The following is a 22,385-nucleotide window of genomic DNA, read 5'->3' as shown; positions in this document are numbered from 1 at the left end:
ACGGGAGGCTTGTTCCAGTCCACGGAACGTAGTTCCATGTTGGTCGGCGCACATCGTGTCACTCCGCCGCCCCGATCGGAAGGCATCCCCAGATGCAAATCAGGCACTCGACCCATCCGGCGCAGTTGCCGGCATTCGACACGGACGGGCTGCGGCGGCACTACCTCGTTGACGACCTCTTCGTACCGGGCGAGATCCGCACGGTCTACACGCACGACGACCGCATCGTGCTGGGCGGCGCGAGCCCGTCACCAGGCCGTCCTCTCAAGCTGGAGAGCGCTCCCCCGCTCCGGTCAGCGCATTTCTGCGAACGCCGGGAGCTCGCCGTTCTCGCGATCCGCGGTTCCGGAACGGTGGCCGTGGACGGAACCGAGCACAAACTCGGTACGCGCGACTGCCTCTACGTCGGCCAGGGCACCGTCGACGTCGAGTTCCACGCCGCCGACGAGGACACCCGCTTCTACCTCTTCTCCACCCCGTCGCACGCCTCGTTCCCGACCGCCGTCGCACGCTTCGACGAGGTGGACGTGCTGAAGATGGGCTCGCAGGAGACGGCCAACGTCCGGGAGATCCGCAAGTTCGTGCACGCGGACGGCATCCGCTCGTCACAGCTCGTGCTGGGCGTGACGTCGCTGGCGCCGGGCAGCGTCTGGAACACCATGCCGCCGCACACTCACGACCGCCGCACCGAGTGCTACCTGTACTTCGACCTGCCGGAGGACCACCGCGTCATCCACCTCTGCGGTGAGCCCCAGAACACCCGCAACATCGTGGTGCGCAACGAAGAAGCCGTGATCTCCCCGTCGTGGTCCGTCCACAGTGGAGCAGGAACGCACTCGTACGCGTTCGTCTGGGCCATGGGCGGCGAGAACCAGGCCTACGACGACATGGACCAGGTCGCCGTGACGGAGCTGCGGTGAGCTTCTCTCTCGAAGGCAAAACGGCTCTCGTAACCGGCGCACGCACCGGCATCGGCCGAGCCATCGCGCGCGGCCTGCACGAGGCCGGTGCCAAGTTGATCCTCGTGGGCCGCGGCGACCTGTCCGACGTTGCTCCCGCCGTCGCCACGGTGTCGGTCGACCTGTCGGATCCGGCGTCGATCGAGCCCGCGCTCAAGCCGGTGCTGCGCGACCACGAGGTCGACGTGCTGGTCAACAACGCCGGCACGATCCACCGTGGTCCGGCCGTCGACGTGTCGTTGGCGGACTGGCAGCGGGTGATGGCCGTGAACCTCGACTCGGCGTTCGAGATCTCGAAGCTCTGCGGCCGTCAGATGGTGGCGCGCGGAAGCGGCAAGGTCGTGAACATCGCGTCCCTGCTGTCCTTTCAGGGCGGAATTCTCGTCTCCGCCTACACCGCCTCCAAGCACGCGCTCGTCGGCATGACGAAGCTGCTCGCCAACGAGTGGGCGGCGTCGAACGTGCAGGTCAACGCCATCGCGCCGGGCTACATCGAAACCAACAACACGGCACCGCTGCGCGCCGACCCCGACCGCGAACCCGCGATCAGAGGCCGCATCCCGGCCGGCCGCTGGGGTACTCCGGAAGATCTGGTGGGCCCGGCGGTGTTCCTTTCGTCCACGGCGTCCGATTATGTGACCGGACACGTGCTCGTGGTCGATGGAGGCTGGCTGGCGAGATGACCGATACCGCCGTCGAAAAAACGCTCGCCGTGCTGGAGGCCCTGGCCGACCACACGCGCATCACGGACATCGCGCGGGTGACCGGCCTGCCGAAGTCCACGGTCCACCGCCTGCTGCAGACCATGGTGGACAGGGGCTTCGCCACCCTCGGCTCGGACGGCTACCTGACCGGCCCGCGGGTGCTGGCCCTCGCCGGCAAGGTCCTCCGCCCGCTGGACACGGTGGAGCGGGCCCGGCCGTTCCTGCGCTCACTGCAGGAATCCACGGGCTGCACGGTGCACCTGGCCGTGCTCTTCGGCGACGAACTGGTCTATGTGGACAAGATCGAGGCCAACAAGCCCTACCGCATGGCGTCCCGGCTCGGCATGTCCCTGCCCGCGCACGGGACCGCCATCGGCAAGGCGGTGCTGGCCTCGATGTCCGCTTCCGAGCTGGACGCGTACGTCACTCGGGTGGGGCTGCCGGGCCGCACCCCACGGACGATCACCTCGTCCTCCCGGCTGAAGTCGCAGCTGTCGCGGGTGCGGCGGTCGCGGTTCGCGCTGGACGACGAGGAGAACGAGATCGGGGTGAGGTGTGTGGGCGCCGCGATCCGCGACCACACGGGTGTGGTGATCGGCGGGCTTTCAGCGTCCTCACTGGCGATGGAGCACTCGCTGCCCGAGCTGATCGCGCTCGGGCCGCGGGTGGTGCAGGCGGCGGACGAGGTGTCGGCGGCGTTCGGCTGGGCCAGGCTCTAGCTAGCCCCGGTGCAGCGTCGTCACCATCGCCTCGATCGCGATGCGGGGCTTCACGTTGACCTCGATCGCCTCCCGGCAGGCCAGCACCGCCTCCAGCCGCCGCAGGATCGACTCCTGCGACCACTGGGCAGCGGCCGTCCTGACGTCACCGGCGCGGTCCGGGTGCATCAACGCGGCTTCGGATCCGGTCTTCGTCACCAGCGCGTCCCGGTAGAACCCGGCCAGGTCCACCAGGGCCATGTCCAACGAGTCCCGCTGGGTCCGGGTGGCACGCGACTTCTGCCGCTTCTCCAGATCCTTCAACGCTCCCTTGGCACCGCGGGTCGCGGCGGCGGTTCCCTTGCCCGTGCCGCCCGCGCCCATCGCGGTCTCCAACGCGGCCCGCTCGGCCTCGTTGCGAGCCTCGTTGGCCGTGGTGGCGTCCTCCTCGGCGGCCTTGATCAGCTCGTCGGCACAGGTGAAGACGTCGGCGGGTTTGCGCAGCGCCAACGGGATCCGCAGCACGGCCTCGCGCCGCGCCCGAGCCTCCTCGTCGACCGCCAGCCGACGCGCACGGCCGACGTGCCCACCGCACACGGACGCCGCCCACCGAGCCATCTCGCGCTCGATGCCGTCCACGGACTCCAATGCCGAAGCGATGGCAGCCGGACGCGGCGAGCCCAACGACACCAGACGGCAGCGCGAACGGATGGTCACCGACACGTCGTCGGGGTGGTCGGAAGGCGCGCACAGCAAGAACACCGTCCGCTCCGGTGGCTCCTCGACAGCCTTCAGCAGAGCGTTGGCCGCGCCCTCGGTCAACCGGTCGGCGTCCTCGATGATCACGACCTGCCACCGCCCGGAGGTGGGCCGGCGGGCGGAGATCTGCACGAGGGCGCGCATCTCGGCGACCGAGATCGACAGCCCCTCGGGGGTCACGACCCGCACGTCGGCGTGGGTGCCGTGCAACGCGGTCCGGCACCCGGTGCACTCACCGCAGCCGGGACGATCATCGGTCACCACGCACTGCAGGGCACCGGCGAAGGCACGCGCCGTCGACGAACGGCCGGATCCGGGCGGACCGGTGAACAGCCAGGCGTGCGTCATCACGCCAGGAGCCGGAGTGCCACCCGCGACGATCGTGGCCGCGGCCTCGGCAGCCGCGGACAAAGTCGCCACCGCGTCAGGCTGCCCGACCACCTCGTCCCACACGCTCATGGCTGCAGTCTTCCAGCGAACGCTCAGACCGCGGCTTCGGGGACCGCCCGCTTGCGGTTGGCGAGCAGCGGCACGACAGCGGACCGAACCCGGTCGGCCACCACGTCCGCGTCGCCGTCGGCCTCGACCACGACGTAGCGGTCCGGATCGGCGGCGGCCATCTCACTCAGCAGCCGCTGGACGCGCCAGTGGTGTTCCAGGGCGATCGACTTGCCATCGGTGACCGGCCGGTCCAGCAGGATCGTGAGGTCCGGGCGCAGGCGGCCGGTGGCCCAGTCGACCAGGCCTTCCAGCTCCTGGTGCTCCAGCGTGCTGGTGGCCGTGAAGTGCGCGAGCGGTGAGTCGACGTAACGCTCCATCACCACGACGGAGCCCTCGTCCAGAGCAGGGCGCACCTGCCGTTCGACGACATCGGCACGTACGGCGGCGGCCACCAGGGCCTGTGCGCGCACGCCGGCCAGCTCGGCGGAGGACAGCACGGCGCGCAGTCGGCGTTCGTCGTGTTCGGGGTCCGCGGCGAGCAGCACGTCGAGGCCCTCGGCGCGCAGGGCCGCGGCCAGACGCCTGGCCTGCACGGACGTGTCCTCGCGGGTGTCGCCCTCGACCGCGATCAGCATGCCCTTGGTGTTGCGGCGGCCGCGGATCGCGGCGAACAGCGACGACAGCACCGGCTCCTCGCGGCGGTCGTCCATCTGCCGGTACGCGACGAGGCCCAGCACGATCGCGATCGCCGCGCCGCCGAGCATCACCGGGCGGGTCGCGTCGACCTCCATCGGGTGACCGAACACGCTGACCTGGCGCTTCTGCAGCAGGGCGACCAGCAGTGGCGCGCCGGCAGACGCGCCGAACAGCACGATCTTGAGCAGCGACTGGATCAACGCGACCGTGCGGCCCCGCATCTCGTCCTCGACCTGCGACCCGACGATCGTCAGGCCGGTCAGGAACGCCACGCCCGCGCACGCGCCAACGAGGGCCACGGTCAGCAGCGCGATCCACAGGTGCGGGGCGAGCGCGACCACGACCAGCGTGATGCCGGCCCCCACGATCGTCACGCCGAACAGGCGGTTGTAGGCGAGGCGCTGGGCCAGCCGGGGCGCGGTCGCCATGCCGATCGCCAACCCGACGAACACGGCCACGAAGAGCAGGCCGAACGTCGAGGCGCCGCCCAGCAGCGACTGTGCGTAGAGCTTCGCGGTGGCGATCACGACACCGGCGGCGGCGAACGCGCCGATCATGCCGATCACCAGACCGCGGACCAGCGGCGTCGCGGCGGCGAACCGCAGGCCGTCGCGGAACATCGCGACGAAGCCCGGCTTGTGGGCCTCCCTCTTGCGGGTCGAGGAGACGCGGCCGGACAGCTCCGGCAACCGGGTCGCGACCAGGATCGCCGAGGTGAAGTACAGCAGGCCGTTGATCATCACGGCGATCGTCGCGATGCGGAACTCGAGGTTCCCGCTCTGCAGGTTCAGGTAGCCGGGGATGCCCGCGATCAGCGAGTACAGGCCGAAACCGCTGATCGTGGAGATGCCGTAGGTCATCACCAGGCCGAGCTGGTTCGCCGACTCCACCTGGTCGGGGCGGCGCAGCAGGTTCGGGACCGCCGACTCCTTGGCCGGGATCCACAGCATCGCGCAGCAGCCGACGAGGAAGTTCGCGACGAAGAGCCAGATCGGCGACCCGACCAGCGCGATCGAGATGAACAGCGACCCGCGCAGAACGTCGCAGGCCACCATCACCTTGCGGCGGTCGAACCTGTCGGCGAGCACGCCGCCGACGGGCGCGAAGAGGATGCCCGGCAGCAACTGCGTGAGCACGACCAGCGACAGCGCGAACGACTGCCACTGGTAGCTGTTCATCATCTCGGAGACCAGACCGGTCAACGCGAGTAGCGACAGCCAGTCACCAACACTGCACAGATAGGTGACGAGCCAGAGCCTCCGGAACGGCCTGATCGCCAACACCGAGCGCAGCCGGTGGACCGTGGACACGCTCGACTGGGCCGACCCTGCCTGGCCTGCCTCGGTCACTTTTGTGTCCGCGTCCTGAATCTCAGTCTCCCTGATCGGTCCACCCCGTGGGATCAGGGTAACCGGAGCGCGCAGCGCACGACGCCGGACTCTCAGGCTCAGCCGCTGAAGATCGCTCCGAGGATGTTGACGAGCACCAGCACGAAGAAGCCGAGCACGATCAGGCAGCCGATGAACGCGGCCACGCCGTTCGACTGCTTGGCGGGCTGTTGTTGTTGCACCGCAGGCACTTGCGTCGGGGCGAACACCTGCAGAGGCTGCACGTTCTGGGGCGCTCGCTGCCGACGCCCGCGCGGCCGCCGCTGTTCCTGCTCCATCGCGGACCAGATGGCCTGCCGCATCTCCTCGGTCGGCGTCGGCGGTGTAGGCACCGACACACGTGACGTGGAGTAGCCGGAGGTCCACTGAGGAGTGACCCATGTGTCCGCGGTCACCAACCCCGCGAGCGGATCCGGGAACAGCCGAGGAGGCGGCGGGGCCTGCGTCCCGTCCGGACCGAAGTCAGAGTTCGGCACCGCCACCTCCTTGCGTCAGCTCTTCGACTTGGCCGGAGCCTTCTTCGCCGCCGCGGGCTTCTTCGCGGCGGGCTTCTTGGCCGGCGCCTTCTTCTTGACCGGGCCCTTGGCGCGCTTCTCGGCCAGCAGCTCTGCCGCGCGCTCGTCGGTGATCGTCTCGACGCTGTCCGTCTTGCGCAGTGACGCGTTGGCCTCGCCGTCGGTGACGTACGGCCCGAACCGGCCGTCCTTGATCACCATCGGCTTGCCGGACACCGGGTCGTTGCCCAGCTCGCGCAACGGCGGCGCCGCGGCAGCCGAACGACCGCGCTTCTTCGGCTCGGCGTAGATCTTCACGGCCTCGTCCAGCGTCACCGTGAAGATCTGGTCCTCGCTGGCGAGCGACCGCGAGTCCGTGCCCTTCTTCAGGTACGGGCCGTAGCGGCCGTTCTGCGCGGTGATCTCGGCGCCCGTCTCCGGGTCCTTGCCGACCACCCGCGGCAGCGAGAGCAGCTTCAACGCGTCTTCCAGCGTCACGGTGTCCAGCGACATCGACTTGAACAGCGAGCCGGTACGCGGCTTCGGCGCCTTCTTGGACGACCCGTTCTCCGCGGCCTCGGGCAGCACCTCGGTCACGTACGGGCCGAACCGGCCCTCCTTGGCCACGATCTCGTTGCCCGAGACCGGGTCGGTGCCGAGCGAACGGCCCTCCTGCGGCGTCGAGAACAGCTTCTCGGCGATCTCCGCGGTCAGCTCGTCCGGCGGCAGGTCGTCCGGCAGGTTCGCGCGCTGCGCGGCACCGTCGACCTCGCGCTCCAGGTACGGCCCGAACCGGCCGACGCGCACCACGACGGTGCGGCCCTCGGCGTCGCTGAACAGCGGGATCGAGTTGACCTCGCGCGGGTCGATGTCCTCGACACCCGTGCCGACCAGCTTCTTCAGGCCACCGGAACGGCCGATCGAGCCGTCGGGGCCGACGCTGCCGCCGAAGTAGAAGCCGGACAGCCACGTCGTGCGCTGCTGACGACCCGCGGCGATCCCGTCCAGCTCGTCTTCGAGCGCCGCGGTGAAGTCGTAGTCGACGAGGCGGCCGAAGTGGACCTCCAGCAGGCCGACGACCGCGAATGCCACCCACGACGGGACCAGCGCGGCGCCCTTCTTCCACACGTAGCCGCGGTCCTGGATGGTGCTGATGATCGACGAGTAGGTGGAGGGTCGGCCGATGCCGAGCTCCTCCATCGTCTTGATCAGCGACGGCTCGGTGTAGCGCGAGGGCGGCGAGGTGGTGTGGCCGTCCGCGGACAGCTCCGCGATCGTCAGCGCCTGGTCCTTGACCAGCTGCGGCAGGCGCGACTCCGCGTCGTCCGACTCGCCACCGGCCTCGGCGTCGACGGTCTCGACGTAGGCCTTGAGGAAGCCGGCGAACGTGATCGTGCGGCCGGACGCGGCGAACGTGACCTCCTGGCCCGTCGCGGCCCTGCCCTGGATGCGCACGCTGGTCGTGTTGCCCCGCGCGTCGGCCATCTGGGACGCGATCGTGCGCTGCCAGATCATCTCGTAGAGCTTGAACTCGTCCGCGTCCAGCTCGGCGGCCACCTGACCGGGCGTGCGGAAGACCTCTCCCGCCGGCCTGATCGCCTCGTGGGCCTCCTGCGCGTTCTTGACCTTGCGGTTGTACTGGCGCGGCTGCGGCGAGACGTATTGCGCGCCGTAGAGGTCGGTGGCCTGCGTGCGAGCCGCGTTGATCGCCGTCTCCGACAGCGTCGTGCTGTCGGTACGCATGTAGGTGATGTAGCCGTTCTCGTACAGCTTCTGCGCCGTGCGCATCGTGCGGTCGGCGGAGAACCGCAGCTTGCGGCCCGCCTCCTGCTGCAGCGTCGAGGTCATGAACGGCGCGTACGGCTTGCGGCTGTACGGCTTCTCCTCGACCGAGGCGACCTTGACGGGCGCGTTCTCCAGCCCGGCCGCGATGGCCCTGGCCTGCTGCTCGTCCAGAACGACGACGTCGGCCTTGCCGGTGAGCTTGCCGTCCGAGCCGAAGTCGCGACCCGTGGCGAGCCGGGTGCCGTCGACGGCCACGAGACGCGCGCCGAACTGCCGCGGCGCGGCGTCCGCACCGGCGTCCATCTGCGCGGAGATGTCCCAGTAGCTCGCGCTCACGAACTTCATGCGTTCGCGCTCGCGCTCAACGACCAGACGGGTCGCCACGGACTGCACGCGGCCAGCCGAGAGCTTCGGCATGACCTTCTTCCACAGCACCGGGCTGACCTCGTAGCCGTAGAGGCGGTCGAGGATGCGACGGGTCTCCTGGGCGTCGACCAGGTCCTGGTCGAGGTCGCGGGGGTTGGCGGCGGCGGCCTGGATCGCGGACTCGGTGATCTCGTGGAACACCATCCTGCGGACCGGGACCTTGGGCTTGAGCGTCTCCAGCAGGTGCCACGCGATGGCCTCGCCCTCGCGGTCACCGTCTGTCGCGAGGTAGAGCTCGTCGACGTCCTTCAACGCTTCCTTGAGCTCGGTGACCAGCGACTTCTTGTCGGCGGAGACCACGTAGAGCGGCTCGAAGTCGTGGTCGACGTCCACGCCGAGCCTGGCCCACGCCTGGCCCTTGAACTTCGCGGGAACGTCGGCGGCACCGCGCGGCAGGTCCCGGATGTGTCCCCTGGAGGACTCCACGACGAAGTTGCTGCCGAGGTAGGACGCGATCTTGCGCGCCTTCGTGGGCGACTCGACGATCACAAGTCGTCGGGTGCTGCCCGCTCCTCCGCTGCTCTTTCTCGTCCGTGTCGATCCAGCCACTCGCCGTCCCGCTCTCTTCCAAACCCGGTTCCCAGGCCCGCCAGTGTTGCCCAGCGTCGGCCGAAAAGCACACCATCCGCGACGCCTGTACGACGAGACAGAGTGACACAACCTTGCCGGACCGCCCGCTCAGGCCGCCGGCCAGGTGCTGCACGCCACCCCGTGCGGGGGGCTTCCGACCAGCTCAGCGAGCCGTGCCAGCCTTCGTCGGCCGGTTACCCGCAACGCCGGAGCCCCTACCAGGGTGCACGGAAGTCCGGATGCGAGCAGGGCATTTTGCAACGGTTCGTGTGTCTGGGGTGCGTTGGGGTCCAAACCGAGCAGGTACGCGGACTCCATCCAGCTGCCTGCGGCCAGCGCCCAGACGCGCAGCACTGCTCCGTTCAGCTCGAAGTCGGCAGGCACCTTCTTGACGGATCCGTCCAGCCAGCGGGCGGCCAGAGGGGTGAGATCGGTGCGGAACGGAGTGCGGACGAACCGCGTGCCCTCCTCGTTGACGCACAGCTCGGACGTGACACCGCGCTCGGCGCACGCCTGCCTGAGGGGTTGGTGGCGCCACTCGTCCTTGAGCTCGACGTAGACGCGAGCCGCCGTGCCGCGCGCGAAGCTGACGGCCTGGCCCGGCCCGCAGAGGAAGCCGGCGAGGTCCGCCTTGGCCGGCGTGCGCGCCTCGGCCGAGAAGAAGGACAGCTGCCCAACCACGGCCCACAGAGTAGAACAGGCGTTCGACTGTGACCAGTGGGACGCCTGTGAATGCGCCGGTCGAGTTACCGGACGGTCCTCAGCCCGGAGCAGGGCCCTGCCTTGCCCAACGCCGCGGCGTACTTGGGTGACTTCTCCAGCGCGTCGAAGGTCGCCCGCAGGTCTTCCGGGCTGCTGACCTGCGAGGTCTCCGTCAGCGCCTTCTCGGCGTTCTCCCAGAACCCGGCGTTCGGCTCGAGCTTCTCGACAGGGCCTCGAGCGGCGGCGTAGGACCTGGCCGACTCGGCGAAGTACTTCGTCAGCCGATCGTGCACATCCTTCAGCTCGTCGGACGGCGGGCCGAGCTCCTTCAGCTTCTTCTCGGCGCCGGTGAACGCGTCCGTGTTGGCCGAGATGAGGTTCAGGTAGGCCGTCTTGATCGCGGGCGGGTCGGCGGGATCCTTGCCCTTCAGCTCCTGGGCCGCCTTCACGCCGGGCAGCAGGCCGCCGCAGAACGCGTCCACCCACTGGCCCTGCGCGTCGGTGAGCGGCTTGTCCTCGTCGGAACCGCACGCGGTCAGGACGACGGCACCGGCCAGCACGGCAGCGAGCAGACGCATCCTCATTCTGACCATTGTCCTCACGATCGCGGCCGCGCTGAGCGCGGCCGCGATCAGACAAAGATCGAACCAGACCGCTGAACGTCACACGTTCGAGCGATCTGGTCCGACTTCTTCCAAGCTCTGTCAGGACGTGGGAGTGGCACTCGATGCGATCTGCAGGTCCTTGCAGTTCGATGCCTTCTGGGCGGCTGGGGCGAGGCCCGTCTCGTCGAACTTCTTCTGCACGTCGGCGCCGGTCTTCTCGAGCCCGGCCGCCTTGCTGACCATCTCGGTGAACGCGGTGACGACCTGCGTGGCGTCGTTCGAGGAGTCCACTTTCGACTTGGTGTCGGTGAGCAGGGTCTTGATCTGGCCCATGCCCTCCTCCGCGGTCGAGGCCAGCTCCTTCGACTTCGGGTGCGGACCGCTCTCCAGGCCCTTGAGGTCCGCGATCGACTTGTCGACCGCGCCGATCTTGGTGCCGAGCCAGTCGGAGAGGCCCGTCTTGAGCTTCGACGGGTCGCTCAGGTCGATGTTCGGCTCGTCCGACATGGCCTTCACGGTGCCGTCGACGGCGCCGCAGACCTTGTCCATCCACGCCACGACGTCGGCCTCGTTCGGGGTGGCCGACGTCGACGTGGAGGAACCTCCGCTGCTGCACGCGGTGAGCGCGAGCAGGCTCGTCAGAAGTGCGATGACTGTGCGACGCATGGGGCGAAAGTTACTCCGAACGGCCTCGCTCAGCTCGTCGGCGTGATGTTGAGGCGCTGCATGTCCTGGCACTTCTGCGCGCTCTGCGTCGCCTTCTGCAGCTCGGGAACGGCCTTGAGGTCGCGCAGCGGGTCGGCGAGCTCCGAGAGCTTGGCGATGGCCTCTCCCGCGGCCTGCAGGCCTCCGGTGGCGTTGTTCGCGTCGGCCTGCTCGACCTTGGTCTTGGCGTCGGCGAAGACCGTGCCCAGGGAGGTGAAGGCCTCAGCCATCTTGTTGACGGCTTCCTCACCACCGGCGACGGGCGACGGGCCGACGTTCTTGAGGCCGGTCGCCGACTTGGTGAACGCGTCGGCGAGCTGGCCCATGTAGGCGGCCATGTCGGCTTTGAGCTTGGCGGAGTCGCCCGCGTCGAGCTTCGGGGCGGTCTTCTCGACCTTGGCGAACTCGGACGCGGCGCCGCACACCTTGTCCATGTAGGCGACGGCCTCGGGGCTGGTCGCGCCGCTGGTCGGCGTCGATGTGGTGCCGGAGTTGCCGCCGTTGGTGCACCCGGCGAGCGCGCAGGCGGTGACAGCGGCACTGGCGATGAGGCGGAGCCTCATGTCGTCAACTCCTAGGTCGGGGTACGTCGGGGGGATACCCGAACGTACCCCGACCGGGGCCGGAACTACGCGGCGCCGTTGCTCACGGTCTCCGCGGGCGCGTCGGCGATCGCGGTGCCGCGACGCTTCGACACGACGATCGCACCGACGATGATCAGCGCTGCGACCACGGCGATCGCGATGCGGATCGCGTCGGACGCGGCGCTGCCGATGGAGAAGGTGACGATGGCCGGCGCGATCAGCACCGAGACCAGGTTCATGACCTTGATCAACGGGTTGATGGCCGGGCCGGCGGTGTCCTTGAACGGGTCGCCGACGGTGTCGCCGATGACCGTCGCGGCGTGGGCGTCGGAGCCCTTGCCACCGTGGTTGCCGTCCTCGACCAGCTTCTTGGCGTTGTCCCAGGCACCACCGGAGTTGGCCAGGAAGACCGCCATGAGCGTGCCGGTCGCGATCGCACCCGCCAGGTAACCGGCCAGCGGGCCGACGCCGAGGCCGAAGCCGACGGCGATCGGGGCGAGCACGGCCATCAGACCCGGCGTCGCGAGCTCGCGCAGCGAGTCCTTGGTGCAGATGTCGACGACCTTGCCGTACTCCGGCTTGACGGTGCCGTCCATGATGCCGGGGTTGTCGCGGAACTGACGGCGCACCTCGAACACGATGGCACCGGCGGCGCGCGTCACGGCGTTGACCGCGAGACCCGAGAACATGAAGACGACAGCCGCGCCGATGGCGAGACCGACGAGGACGTTCGGGCTGAACACCAGGTTGGTGAACGACACGGGCAGGTCGCCTGGGAGGTTGCCGACCTTGACGATGGCCTGCTCGATCGCGTCGCGGTAGGAGCCGAACAGCGCCGTCGCGGCGAGCACGGCGGTCGCGATCGCGATGCCCTTGGTGATGGCCTTGGTGGTGTTGCCGACCGCGTCGAGCTCGGTGAGGATCTGCGCGCCCTCGCCGTGCACGTCGCCGGACATCTCGGCGATGCCCTGCGCGTTGTCGGAGACCGGGCCGAAGGTGTCCATCGCGACGATGACACCGACGGTCGTGAGCAGACCACAACCGGCCAGCGCGATCGCGAACAGCGCGACCACGACCGAACCCGAGAGCAGGAACGCGCCGTAGACGGCCGCACCGATCACCAGCGCCGTGTAGACGGCCGACTCGAAACCGACGGAGATACCGGACAGGATCACCGTGGCCGCACCGGTCAGCGAGGTCTTGCCGACCTCCTTGACCGGCTTGTGGTCGGTGCCGGTGAAGTAGCCGGTCAGCCACAGGATGACGCCGGCCAGCACGATGCCGATGATCACCGCGACGGACGCGATCAGCGCCGGGTTGCCGCTGGTGGCCTTGATCGAGTCGCTGATGCCGTCGAGGTCGCCGAACGAGCTCGGCAGGAACACGAACGCCGCGATCGTGCACAGCACCGCGGAGATGACCGCGGAGATGTAGAAGGAGCGGTTGATGGCGGTCAGGCCGCTTTCCCCCGACTTCGCGCTCGTCGTGTAGACACCGACGACCGCGGTCAGCACACCGATCGCGGGAACGATCAGCGGGAACAGCAGGCCCTGCGCACCGAACGCGGCGGTGCCGAGGATGAGCGACGCGACCAGGGTGACGGCGTAGGACTCGAAGAGGTCCGCGGCCATACCGGCGCAGTCACCGACGTTGTCGCCCACGTTGTCCGCGATGGTGGCGGCGTTGCGGGGGTCGTCCTCGGGGATGTTCTGCTCGACCTTGCCGACCAGGTCGGCGCCGACGTCGGCGGCCTTGGTGAAGATGCCGCCACCGACACGCATGAACATCGCGAGCAGCGCGGCACCGAAACCGAAGCCCTCCAGGACCTTCGGGGCCTGACCGGCGTACACGAGCACGACCAGCGCGGCACCGAAGAGGCCGAGGCCGACCGTGGTCATGCCGACGACACCGCCGGTGCGGAACGCGACGCGCATCGCCTTTTCGCGACCGCCTTCCGTTTCGTTCGCGGCGGCGGCGACACGTACGTTGGCGCGCGTGGACAACCACATGCCCAGGTAGCCGATCGTCGCCGAGAACGCCGCACCGACGACGAAGAACAACGACCTGCCGATTCGTTCGGCGAGATCATCTGCCGGTAGCGCGAACAACAGCACGAACACGATCACGACGAAAATGCCGAGCGTGCGGAACTGCCTGTTGAGGTAGGCCGCTGCGCCCTCCTGAACCGCCTTGGCGATGTCCTGCATCTTGGGGGTGCCCTGGCCTGCGGCCAGCACCTCCTTGAGCAGGAGATAACCGACGCCGAGAGCAGCCAGGGCGACCACGGCGACCGCGGCTACGACACCGCGATGGCCTCCGGAGAGCTCGAGGCTCTCCGCGAGGAATTGCCGGGACATCCGTCCTCCTGGTGAGTTGCCATGTGCAGCGCCAAGGCAGACCAGCCGCCCTCGCGCGACGTGACGCATCCCTCATTGGATGCGATGAGCGGGGAGTCTAGGGGTTGGTTGCAACGAGGCAACGAAGTGTCCCGATCCGTGCACACACCGTTATCTGCGCAGGAAGTCCACCACGCGGGCCGAAGTGTCGGTGTCGTGTGCAAAGCTCGCCTCGTGGTGGATCAGGGACGGCGGTTGCTGGACCGCGTGCTGGCGGGGGTACCCGCCGGGGAGTCGCCTCTCACACACGCACGTGATCTCCCGTTGCGGCAGGCTGATCACGTCGAATGGCCCTCGTGGGCGGCCGGGCAGGTGGTCGCGGCGTTCACCGAGACCGGTGTGCGAGAGCCGTGGCGGCACCAGGTCGAGGCGGCGTCGCTGGCGTGGTCCGGCAAGCACGTGGTGCTCGCGACGGGAACCGCCTCGGGCAAGTCGCTCGCCTACCAACTTCCCGTGCTTTCCACTCTTTTGGCGGACACGAAGGCCACAGCGCTGTACCTGTCACCGACCAAAGCCCTTGGGGCGGACCAGCTCCGCGCGCTCGACGAGCTCGGGATCAAGGGGATCCGCGCGGCGGCCTACGACGGTGACACCCCGATGGCCGAACGCGACTGGGTCAAGGCGCACGCCAACTGGGTCTTCACCAACCCGGACATGCTGCACCGCGGAATCCTGCCGCAGCACCCGAAATGGCTGCGGTTCTTCCGCCGGCTGAAGTACGTCGTGATCGACGAGTGCCATTCCTACCGCGGTGTTTTCGGTTCGCACGTGGCGTTGTTGATGCGGCGGTTGCGACGGGTCGCCAGGAAATACGGCGCGGATCCGATCTTCGTTCTGGCATCGGCCACTGTGGCTGATCCTTCTTCGTCGGCGGAAAGGCTGCTCGGTGTTCCGGTTTCCGCTGTCGTGGACGACTTCTCGCCGCGTGCTTCGCGGACCGTCGCGTTGTGGGAGCCGCCGCTGACCTCGCTGGAGGGCGAGAACGGTGCGCCCGTCCGGCGTTCGGCCGGTGCGGAGACGGCGCGGATCCTGGCCGACCTGGTGGTCGAGGGCGCACGGTCGCTCGCCTTCGTGCGCTCACGACGCGGCGCGGAGCTGACCGCTCTGGGCGCCCAGCGAATTCTGTCCGAAGTGGACAGTGAGCTGCCGTCCCGCGTGGCCGCCTACCGCGGCGGGTTCCTGCCGGAGGAGCGTCGCGCGCTGGAGAAGGCGCTGTCCACGGGCGATCTGCTGGGCGTGGCCACGACGAACGCGCTGGAGCTCGGCGTCGACATCGCCGGGCTCGATGCCGTGGTGGTGGCCGGTTTCCCCGGCACCCTGGCGTCCTTCTGGCAGCAGGCAGGCCGGGCAGGTCGGTCCGGCGACAGCGCTCTTGTCGTGTTCGTGGCACGCGACGACCCGTTGGACACGTACCTGGTGCACAACCCCGCCGCGGTGCTGGACCGGCCGGTCGAGGCGACGGTGCTGGACCCGTTGAACCCCTACGTGCTGGGCCCGCAGCTGGCGTGTGCCGCGTCCGAGATGCCGTTGACACCGGACTGCCTCGCCGACTTCGGCGGCCCATTGGCCGAGGCGGTGCTCGCCGAACTGGTGGCGGAGAAGCTGCTGCGCAAGCGGCCCGCCGGCTGGTACTGGGCATCGCACGACAGACCGCACGCCGGCGTGGACATCCGCGGCTCCGGCGGCGATCAGGTGGCCGTCGTGGAGGCCGACTCGGGCCGCATGCTCGGCACCGTCGACCCCGGATCCGCCTGCTGGCAGGTGCATCCGGGTGCCGTCTACCTGCACCAGGGCCGCGCGTACGTGGTCGATGAACTCGATCTGGAGAGCGGTCTCGCGATGGTGCACCGCGAAGACCCGGAGTGGACGACGCAGCCGCGCGACTGCGTCGACATCACGGTGGTGCGCGAGGTCGAACGCGCCGACTTCGGCGGTGTGTCGGTGTGCCTGGGCGAGGTGGAGGTGACGACGCAGGTCGTCGGTTACCTGCGACGGCTGCCGTCCGGGGTGGTGCTCGACCAGATCCCGCTCGACCTGCCGGAGCAGACGCTGCAGACCCGCGCCGTCTGGTACACCGTCGACGAGTCGCTGCTGTTCGACGCGGGTGTGGAGGCGAAGCGGATCCCCGGAGCGCTGCACGCCGCCGAGCACGCGGCCATCGGTCTGCTGCCGCTGTTCGCGACGTGCGACAGGTGGGACATCGGCGGCGTGTCGACCGCCGTGCACCCGGACACCGGGATGCCGACGGTGTTCGTGCACGACGGTCACCCCGGCGGTGCGGGTTTCGCGGACCGCGGCCACTCGGCGTTGCGGGCCTGGCTGTCGGCGACGCGGTCGGCGATCAGCTCCTGCTCCTGCCTGATGGGCTGCCCGTCGTGCGTGCAGTCCCCCAAGTGCGGCAACGGCAACGAACCGCTGGACAAGGCGGGCGCCGTGCTGGTGCTGGACGTCGTGCTGGGCAAAATCGCCTGACTCGTCCGGCTCCGCCCGGCTACGGTGCGGCGGTGCCCACGCAGTTCCCTGAGCTGAACGCACTGATGGCCGACCTGGTGTCGTCGGTCCGCTCGATCCTCGGCCCCACCTACGTCGGGACGTACATCCAGGGCTCGTTCGCTCTGGGTGCCGGAGACATCCACAGCGACTGCGACTTCGTCGTCGCCTGCACCGAGCTGCCGTCCGGTGAACGCGAAGCCGGATTGCGCGCACTGCACGACGAGATCCCGTTGCGGCCAGGCCACTGGTCGACCGAGATCGAAGGCTCCTACGCCGACGTCGAGTCGCTGCGCTCGGTGGCAGGCCTTGGAGTTCCGTGGCTGTTCAACGACCACGGCCATCGCACGCTCATCTGGGACACGCACTGCAACAGCCCCCACGCGCGGTGGATCCTGCGCAACCACGGCATCGTGCTGGACGGCCCGCCGATCACCTCGCTGGTGGACGAGGTTCCGCCTTCGGCGTTGCGCTCGGCGATGCGAGCCGACCTGCCACAGCTCTGGGAAGGCATCAGCACATGGGCACCGATGGGCGTCGCGTGGACCCAGCGCTACATCGTCGCTCAGTACTGCCGGACGCTGTACACGCTTCACACCGCAGAGGTGACATCCAAGCGCGGAGCGCTGGAGTGGGGGTTGAAAATGCTCGATCAGCGGTGGCACCCGCTGATCGAGCAGGTCATCGAGGACCGGGACCTCGGCTTTGACGCCGACGCGGCACCGCGTCCGGGAAGCATGGAGCAGACCAGGGCTTTCGCGGCCTACTGCGAGCAGTGGGGCTGACGCGTTGTCGTGAGGGCGCCGGCACCCCGAACTCACGGGGGTCTGGGGGGCGCCCCAGAAGACACCGCGTCCGACCCGGTGAGCGCGTAGCACGAGCAGGGTCGGGCCGAGGACGCTGGGCGGCGAGGGGGCTCACGGGTACCCCCTCGCCGCTCTCCACGTGCCGAACACTGTGTTCCCGCCTGCTACCGCTTCGCGACCGGATCCCGTGGAACATCGGCGGAATCTGATTGTCCGTCTCGACAGGACACGCGGGAGGCGACGGTGTCGACTGTCTGCTGACGAACTCCGGGGAGGAGCCGGCTTCGCCGATCGCAGCAGAGCAGTTGCCCTGCCACTAACGTCCTCGGTCCGGTCGTTACTTGCGGGAGGCTGTCCTTCGGGGTGCGTGTTCGGCTTTTCGCCCGTTCCTGCGCGGCCCCGAAGTGCGGGGTACGGAGGCCGATCACAGGGTCGGGCTGGGGGTGGAACGGCCGCGCAGGGCATCGCCTTCGGGGTTGTCGGGGAGAGTCCACGACGACACCCAGCGCGGCCGGGCTTGTGCAGTTGTGTCAGACGGTTTCGAGCTGGAAGCCGGCCGGGACGTGCAGCGCCTCGACCAGTGCGTCCTGCACGACGTGCGCGTCCGGCAGGTTCCAGCCGCAGATGGACGGCTTGACCCGCCAGTGCACGACACCGTGCGCCATCGGGGTGGGCGGCAGCGGGATGTACTCGCCCTGTGCGTAGTGGTGCACGTCCTGGTTGCCGGCCAGCTCGGTGTTGAGCTTCGAGCCGGACCGCACCAGGAACATCCACCGGCCGGACGGGGTCGCGGCGATCGGCACGGGAACACCGATCGACCGCAGTGCGACGGCCGCGCGGCGGCCGAGGTCGGTGCCGACCTCGATCGCGTCCACCACGTGGCCGGTGGCGACGAGAAGGCTGTAGGAACGACCGGCCCACCAGGTGGCGACCTGGTCGGGACGCGTGCCGATGCGGTCCACCCAGTCGCGGTGCACGGGGATGGGCCCGTGCAGCTCGAGCCCGCTGCGGCCCGCCCACTGGGTGACGCCCTGCTCGGAACCGGCCGGATACGTGCCGGGCAGTACGGGCCAACCGCGGTACGCGAGGCTCACGGCCTCGGCACGCAGTTCGATGCGGAAGGCCCCGCGCCAGCTATCCGACCAATCCATCTTCCTTCGCCTTCTTCCTAGGCTCTGACTCGACATCGACGTGGTGTCGGTTCTCGGGACACCGCGTCGGTGCCGCCACTACAACTAACGACACCAGCCCCAGCCTTGGTAACCCCCGTCGCGACAACTGGTAGCTACGGGACGGCGAACGCCCTCGGCGAGGAAGAGCCACTGAACTCCCAGCGTTTAGTTCGATCACCGTTCAGCATGTCCGAGCGCCCGTGTGAGTCCGCTCACCGCCCGGAGGCGACCGCTCGTCGCGCTCCAAACGCTTCGATCTTCGGCCGGACCTGCTCTCGACCGCGCGCTCACCGGGCCGAACGGCGTCGTCGCCGACACCTCCACAACCACTTCCCAACCGCTCGTCGAGCAGCTTTCGAGCACACCACCGTTGCTCTGCGCCACGCGTTTTGCCTGCTCACAAGCGGTTTCATCACCGTCGACAAGACTCGTGGCACCGGCGAGCGCCGCCAGATCGGCCGCACCGGTCACCCGGTGCCGCACGACGAGCGCCGCACCGATCTGCGCACCGGTGATCGTGACGATGATCAGCAACAACATCGCCACGACACCGCTCACCGCAGCCGAACCGCGCTCACCATCAGACACTTCACCGTTCATCGCGGCTCCAGCACGGCGAATGCCTCCGCGCTGAGCGGCACGCCCAACGGTCCGCGTTTAGTCACGACGACCCGCACGGCGTCCCCTTCCGCCCGGAACGCGACGCCTGCTCCCGGCGCGATCTGCGCTACCGCCTCCTCGCCGCGCTGCCGTTCACCGCGCGCCGTGAGCCGCGCCGCCTCTCTCGCCGCGTCGGTGCACCTCATCTGCTCGATGACCGCGGTCAGCCCCGCAGCCGCCAACGCCATGACCACCAGCAGCGCACACACGGCAATCGCTGCCTCCACTGTGACCATTCCCCGGTCATCAGACCGACGACAGCGCACGCTGTATCAGCCCTTGCAACAGGTTCTGCATCCAGTCACTGGAGAGAACCGCGTACAGCACCCCGGCGAGCGCGGCCACCGCCAACGTCCCGATCGCGTACTCGACCGTGCTCATGCCGCTGTCGTCCTTCAGCAGTTCCATCGGATTCGCCTTTCATCACTTGAGGAATTGGTCGGCCAGCCCCAGCACCACCGGCACGACACCGAGGCACAGGAACGCGGGCAGAAAACACAGCGCCAGCGGTGCCGCCACCGCGACCGCGGCCCGTTGTGCCTCGGCCTCGGCCCGGTCCCTGGCCTCGGTCCTGGTCCGCTCGGCGAGCTCGGCGGCCTGCCTGGCCAGCGCCGCCCCCGAACGCGCGGTCCTTTTCGCCGCCCTCGCCAGCGCGGCGGTCGCGGGCTGATCCAGCGCAGGTGCCCAGGCCGTCTCCGGATCCGCGCCGAGCGCCAGAAGTTCGGCCGTACGACTCAGCTCTCGGATGCCGACAGCGCGAATCGCCGTGGCCACCGGCAACCCGGCCTTCAGACAGGCGGCCAGGAGATCCAGCGCCGCCGCTCGTTCGAACGGACCGTCGGGTGCGGCGTCGCTTCGCGGCGGGTCGTGCGCCTGGGGTCTCAGCCGTTCGATCGCCCTGCGCGGCGTAGGCGCGACCAGGATCGCCAGCGCCAGGAGGAAGAACGTCACGGCTTCCCCTCGGTGATCCTCTTCGTCCACCACAGACCGACCGCCAGGAACCCCGCTCCCAGCACCAGCAGCACCTGACCCGCCGCGGTGGCGACGAGGGTGTGCAGCGGCCGGGCCCCGCTGAGCTCGCCCAGCAGCACACCGAAGACCGGCAACCCGGCGAGCACGGCGGCACTCGCCCGCGGCCCCGCCATCCGAGCGTGAACCTGCCGCCCGAACGCGGCCCGCTGATCCAGATCGCGTCTGGTGGCATCCAGCACGTCGGCCAATGCCACGCCGTGCTTCGCCGACACGTGCCACGCCCTGGCCAGCTGATCCACGGCCGTCCCGATGAGCGGCTGGCGAAGTTCGCGCAGAGTTCGCTCCACATCGCCGCCGAACCGGGCGGTGGCGGCAGCCGCCTTCAACACTTCGTCCGCCGGCGCCGGTGTGTCCCGTGCAGCGCTTTCCGCTGCGGTTGCCGGGTGCGCGCCTGCTCGCAGCTCGTCGACCACGCCGCTCAAGCCGTCGCTGAGCGCTTCCGTCGCCGCTCTCAGCGCACGGTTTCGCTTGCCCTGCTTGATGATTCGGCGGATCACCACTCCGAGGAGCGCTCCCGCGATCAGGCCTCCGACACCCGCCGCGAGGTAGGTGACGGTGACCGCGGCGATGAGCCACAGCCATTGCGGCACAACGATTTCCCGTTTGCCAGCTGGCCTGAGGCGACGCAGTGGTGTGAGCTGCGGCCACACCAGCAGCGCTGCCGCGAGAAGCAGAAGGGTCAGCACAGCAGCTCCTTCTCGTGCCAGCCGCTCACCCTCGTCCAGATCGGACGAACCTGAAGCCCGCTTCCCGTGCGCGCAAACGCTCCGATCTCGTCGAGGTGCCTCGCGCCGTCGTCCGCCCGCCGCATGTGCAGGACGAGCCGGACGGCCGCAGCCACCTGGCTGTGCAACGCCTGCCGATCGAGACCGCCCAACGCACCCAGCGCCTCCAGCCGCGCCGGAACCTCGGCGGGCGAGTTGGCGTGCAAGGTCCCGGCACCGCCTTCGTGGCCGGTGTTCAGCGAGGTGAGCAACTCGCGAACCTCGGCACCCCGCACCTCCCCGACGACGATCCGGTCGGGCCGCATGCGCAACGCCTCCCGCACCAACGACCGCACGGTGATCTCGCCGGCACCCTCGACGTTCGGCGGCCGCGCCACCAACCGCACGAACTGCGGATGATCGGGATGCAGTTCGCCCGCATCCTCCACACACACGATCCGCTCACTGACCGGCACACACCCGAGCAGCGCCGACAACAACGACGTCTTGCCCGACCCCGTCCCACCGATCACCAGAAACGCCATGCGCCTGCGAACGATCCCGCGGAGCACCTCGGCGATCTCGGCGTCGAACGTGCCGAGCTCCTGAAGCGCCGCGAGGTCGTGCGTGGCCGGACGGAGCACACGCAGCGACAGACACGTGCTCTCAGCGATGGGCGGCAGCACCGCGTGCAGGCGAACCCCGCTGCCCGGCAACCAGCCGTCGACACACGGCGAGGCATCGTCGAGCCGCCGCCCGGCCGCCACCGCCAGACGCTGGGCGAGGCGCCGGACGGCATCCTCGTCCGGAAACGTGATGGCGGTGCGCCGCAAGCCTTCCGAGCCGTCGACCCACACCTGGTCCGGCGCGGTGACGAGGACGTCGGTGGTGCCGGGGTCGGCGAGCAGCGGGTCGAGCGGACCGGCACCGCTGAACTCCTGCCGGAGAACCTGGAGGGCCTCCAAGACGTCCGAGTCGGCCAACACCCCGCCCGCCTCAGAGCGGACAGCATGGGCGACGACCGCGGCCGTCATCTCCATGTCCGTGCCGACCAGGCGGTGGCGGACCCGGTCGATCAGAGCCGCGGTCATGTGGCGGCCTCCGGGCTGTGGCGGATCAGGTGGATCAGAGCGGCGGTCACGTGACGACCTCCGCGCGGTGGCGGGCCAGATCGAGCAGAGCGTCGGTCGATCAACGTGGCGGTCATGTGGCGGCCTCCGGGCGGTGAGCGTGTCGGCCGTAGGTGATCTCGCGGCCGGTCAGGCGGAGCCAGGTCTCGTGGCACCAGATGAGGAAGCGGTTCATTCCGGCGGCTCCTTGAAGACGAAGGGAGGTGGGATCGGGCGGCCGTAGACGAAGAGGTTGCGCAGCATCCGCAACCAGATGCGGATGCGGATCACGGCCGGGGTTCCTTTCGGCGCAACGGAATCGCAGTGCAGCCCGAGCTTGTGAGCTGATCTGCCTCGACGACCTTCCGCGGTGGAGGAGGTCCGGGACGGCCGCGATCAGGACAACTCATCAGCGCACCTGCTTTCGCGGAAAGCCTCTCGGCCCGAGCGGAGGTGGCGCTCCAGGCCGGCGGCGAGACAGATCCGGCGCGGCAGGCATC

General features: G+C 69.2%; 21 protein-coding genes. 5 read left to right on the top strand and 16 right to left on the bottom strand.

Going from position 1 to position 22,385, the window contains the following annotated elements; translation table 11 throughout:
• The first annotated feature begins 92 nt into the window (after window positions 1-92).
• From kduI to JOD27_RS08530, 3 genes are read left to right on the top strand one after another with little or no spacing between them, the layout of a single operon-like run.
• A complete protein-coding gene (kduI, locus tag JOD27_RS08540; RefSeq protein ID WP_204761568.1) occupies window positions 93-920 on the top strand; it encodes a 5-dehydro-4-deoxy-D-glucuronate isomerase in 828 nt (275 codons plus the stop codon).
• Window positions 917-1,642 (top strand): SDR family oxidoreductase, encoded by a 726-nt coding sequence (locus JOD27_RS08535; RefSeq protein ID WP_204761567.1) that lies wholly within the window; start codon window positions 917-919, stop codon window positions 1,640-1,642. The genes kduI and JOD27_RS08535 overlap by 4 nt, the downstream gene beginning before the upstream one ends.
• On the top strand, window positions 1,639-2,382 hold the full coding sequence (locus JOD27_RS08530) for an IclR family transcriptional regulator (protein ID WP_204761566.1): 744 nt from the start codon (window positions 1,639-1,641) through the stop codon (window positions 2,380-2,382). The genes JOD27_RS08535 and JOD27_RS08530 overlap by 4 nt, the downstream gene beginning before the upstream one ends.
• Here JOD27_RS08530 and JOD27_RS08525 read toward each other — a convergent pair whose 3' ends face one another.
• The 9 genes from JOD27_RS08525 to JOD27_RS08490 form a co-directional block, all read right to left on the bottom strand.
• Entirely contained in the window at window positions 2,383-3,579 is a 1,197-nt protein-coding gene (locus JOD27_RS08525) for a DNA polymerase III subunit delta' (protein WP_204761565.1), read from the bottom strand.
• A gap of 23 nt (window positions 3,580-3,602) precedes the next feature.
• Window positions 3,603-5,606 (bottom strand): bifunctional MFS transporter/dTMP kinase, encoded by a 2,004-nt coding sequence (locus JOD27_RS08520; protein ID WP_307830013.1) that lies wholly within the window; start codon window positions 5,604-5,606, stop codon window positions 3,603-3,605.
• A 98-nt stretch (window positions 5,607-5,704) separates the two neighbouring features.
• Entirely contained in the window at window positions 5,705-6,121 is a 417-nt protein-coding gene (locus JOD27_RS44655; RefSeq protein WP_239566655.1) for a hypothetical protein, read from the bottom strand.
• A 15-nt stretch (window positions 6,122-6,136) separates the two neighbouring features.
• Window positions 6,137-8,899, bottom strand: coding sequence for a type I DNA topoisomerase (gene topA, locus JOD27_RS08515; RefSeq protein ID WP_204761563.1), 2,763 nt, complete (start codon window positions 8,897-8,899; stop codon window positions 6,137-6,139).
• 129 nt (window positions 8,900-9,028) lie between these two features.
• Window positions 9,029-9,601 carry a hypothetical protein gene (locus JOD27_RS08510; protein WP_204761562.1) on the bottom strand — a complete coding sequence of 191 codons (573 nt, stop codon included), beginning with the start codon at window positions 9,599-9,601 and terminating at the stop codon, window positions 9,029-9,031.
• A 65-nt stretch (window positions 9,602-9,666) separates the two neighbouring features.
• On the bottom strand, window positions 9,667-10,206 hold the full coding sequence (locus JOD27_RS08505) for a hypothetical protein (protein ID WP_204761561.1): 540 nt from the start codon (window positions 10,204-10,206) through the stop codon (window positions 9,667-9,669).
• Window positions 10,207-10,326: 120 nt separating this feature from the next.
• Window positions 10,327-10,893 (bottom strand): hypothetical protein, encoded by a 567-nt coding sequence (locus JOD27_RS08500; protein ID WP_204761560.1) that lies wholly within the window; start codon window positions 10,891-10,893, stop codon window positions 10,327-10,329.
• A 29-nt stretch (window positions 10,894-10,922) separates the two neighbouring features.
• Window positions 10,923-11,495, bottom strand: a complete 573-nt coding sequence (locus tag JOD27_RS08495; protein WP_204761559.1) for a hypothetical protein — start codon at window positions 11,493-11,495, stop codon at window positions 10,923-10,925.
• Between the two features lie 65 nt (window positions 11,496-11,560).
• Window positions 11,561-13,873 (bottom strand): sodium-translocating pyrophosphatase, encoded by a 2,313-nt coding sequence (locus JOD27_RS08490; protein WP_204761558.1) that lies wholly within the window; start codon window positions 13,871-13,873, stop codon window positions 11,561-11,563.
• 195 nt (window positions 13,874-14,068) lie between these two features.
• Here JOD27_RS08490 and sftH point away from each other — a divergent pair, with 195 nt between their 5' ends.
• Both sftH and JOD27_RS08480 read left to right on the top strand, forming a co-directional pair.
• Window positions 14,069-16,384, top strand: a complete 2,316-nt coding sequence (gene sftH / locus JOD27_RS08485; RefSeq protein ID WP_307830012.1) for a DEAD/DEAH box helicase — start codon at window positions 14,069-14,071, stop codon at window positions 16,382-16,384.
• 32 nt (window positions 16,385-16,416) lie between these two features.
• Window positions 16,417-17,187, top strand: coding sequence for an aminoglycoside adenylyltransferase domain-containing protein (locus JOD27_RS08480; RefSeq protein ID WP_307830011.1), 771 nt, complete (start codon window positions 16,417-16,419; stop codon window positions 17,185-17,187).
• 551 nt (window positions 17,188-17,738) lie between these two features.
• On the opposite strand, the gene JOD27_RS08475 is transcribed toward JOD27_RS08480, so the two are convergent.
• The 7 genes from JOD27_RS08475 to JOD27_RS08445 form a co-directional block, all read right to left on the bottom strand.
• Window positions 17,739-18,359: a bifunctional DNA primase/polymerase gene (locus JOD27_RS08475; protein WP_204761556.1), complete on the bottom strand. Its 621-nt coding sequence runs from the start codon at window positions 18,357-18,359 to the stop codon at window positions 17,739-17,741.
• Between the two features lie 195 nt (window positions 18,360-18,554).
• On the bottom strand, window positions 18,555-18,980 hold the full coding sequence (locus JOD27_RS08470) for an Rv3654c family TadE-like protein (RefSeq protein WP_275591606.1): 426 nt from the start codon (window positions 18,978-18,980) through the stop codon (window positions 18,555-18,557).
• Window positions 18,977-19,276, bottom strand: coding sequence for a TadE family type IV pilus minor pilin (locus JOD27_RS08465; protein ID WP_204761554.1), 300 nt, complete (start codon window positions 19,274-19,276; stop codon window positions 18,977-18,979). Before JOD27_RS08465 ends, JOD27_RS08470 begins: the two co-directional genes overlap by 4 nt.
• Before the next feature lie 10 nt (window positions 19,277-19,286).
• Entirely contained in the window at window positions 19,287-19,448 is a 162-nt protein-coding gene (locus JOD27_RS08460; protein WP_189255942.1) for a DUF4244 domain-containing protein, read from the bottom strand.
• Between the two features lie 15 nt (window positions 19,449-19,463).
• A complete protein-coding gene (locus JOD27_RS08455) occupies window positions 19,464-19,991 on the bottom strand; it encodes a type II secretion system F family protein (protein WP_204761553.1) in 528 nt (175 codons plus the stop codon).
• A complete protein-coding gene (locus JOD27_RS08450; protein ID WP_307830010.1) occupies window positions 19,988-20,758 on the bottom strand; it encodes a type II secretion system F family protein in 771 nt (256 codons plus the stop codon). Before JOD27_RS08450 ends, JOD27_RS08455 begins: the two co-directional genes overlap by 4 nt.
• On the bottom strand, window positions 20,752-21,867 hold the full coding sequence (locus JOD27_RS08445; protein ID WP_204761552.1) for a TadA family conjugal transfer-associated ATPase: 1,116 nt from the start codon (window positions 21,865-21,867) through the stop codon (window positions 20,752-20,754). Before JOD27_RS08445 ends, JOD27_RS08450 begins: the two co-directional genes overlap by 7 nt.
• Between the last annotated feature and the right edge of the window lie 518 nt (window positions 21,868-22,385).

Source organism: Lentzea nigeriaca, assembly GCF_016907955.1.
Taxonomy (GTDB): Bacteria; Actinomycetota; Actinomycetes; order Mycobacteriales; family Pseudonocardiaceae; genus Lentzea; species Lentzea nigeriaca.
The sequence above is the reverse complement of the archived record's forward strand: the minus strand, read 5'-3'. Positions and strand labels throughout refer to the sequence as shown.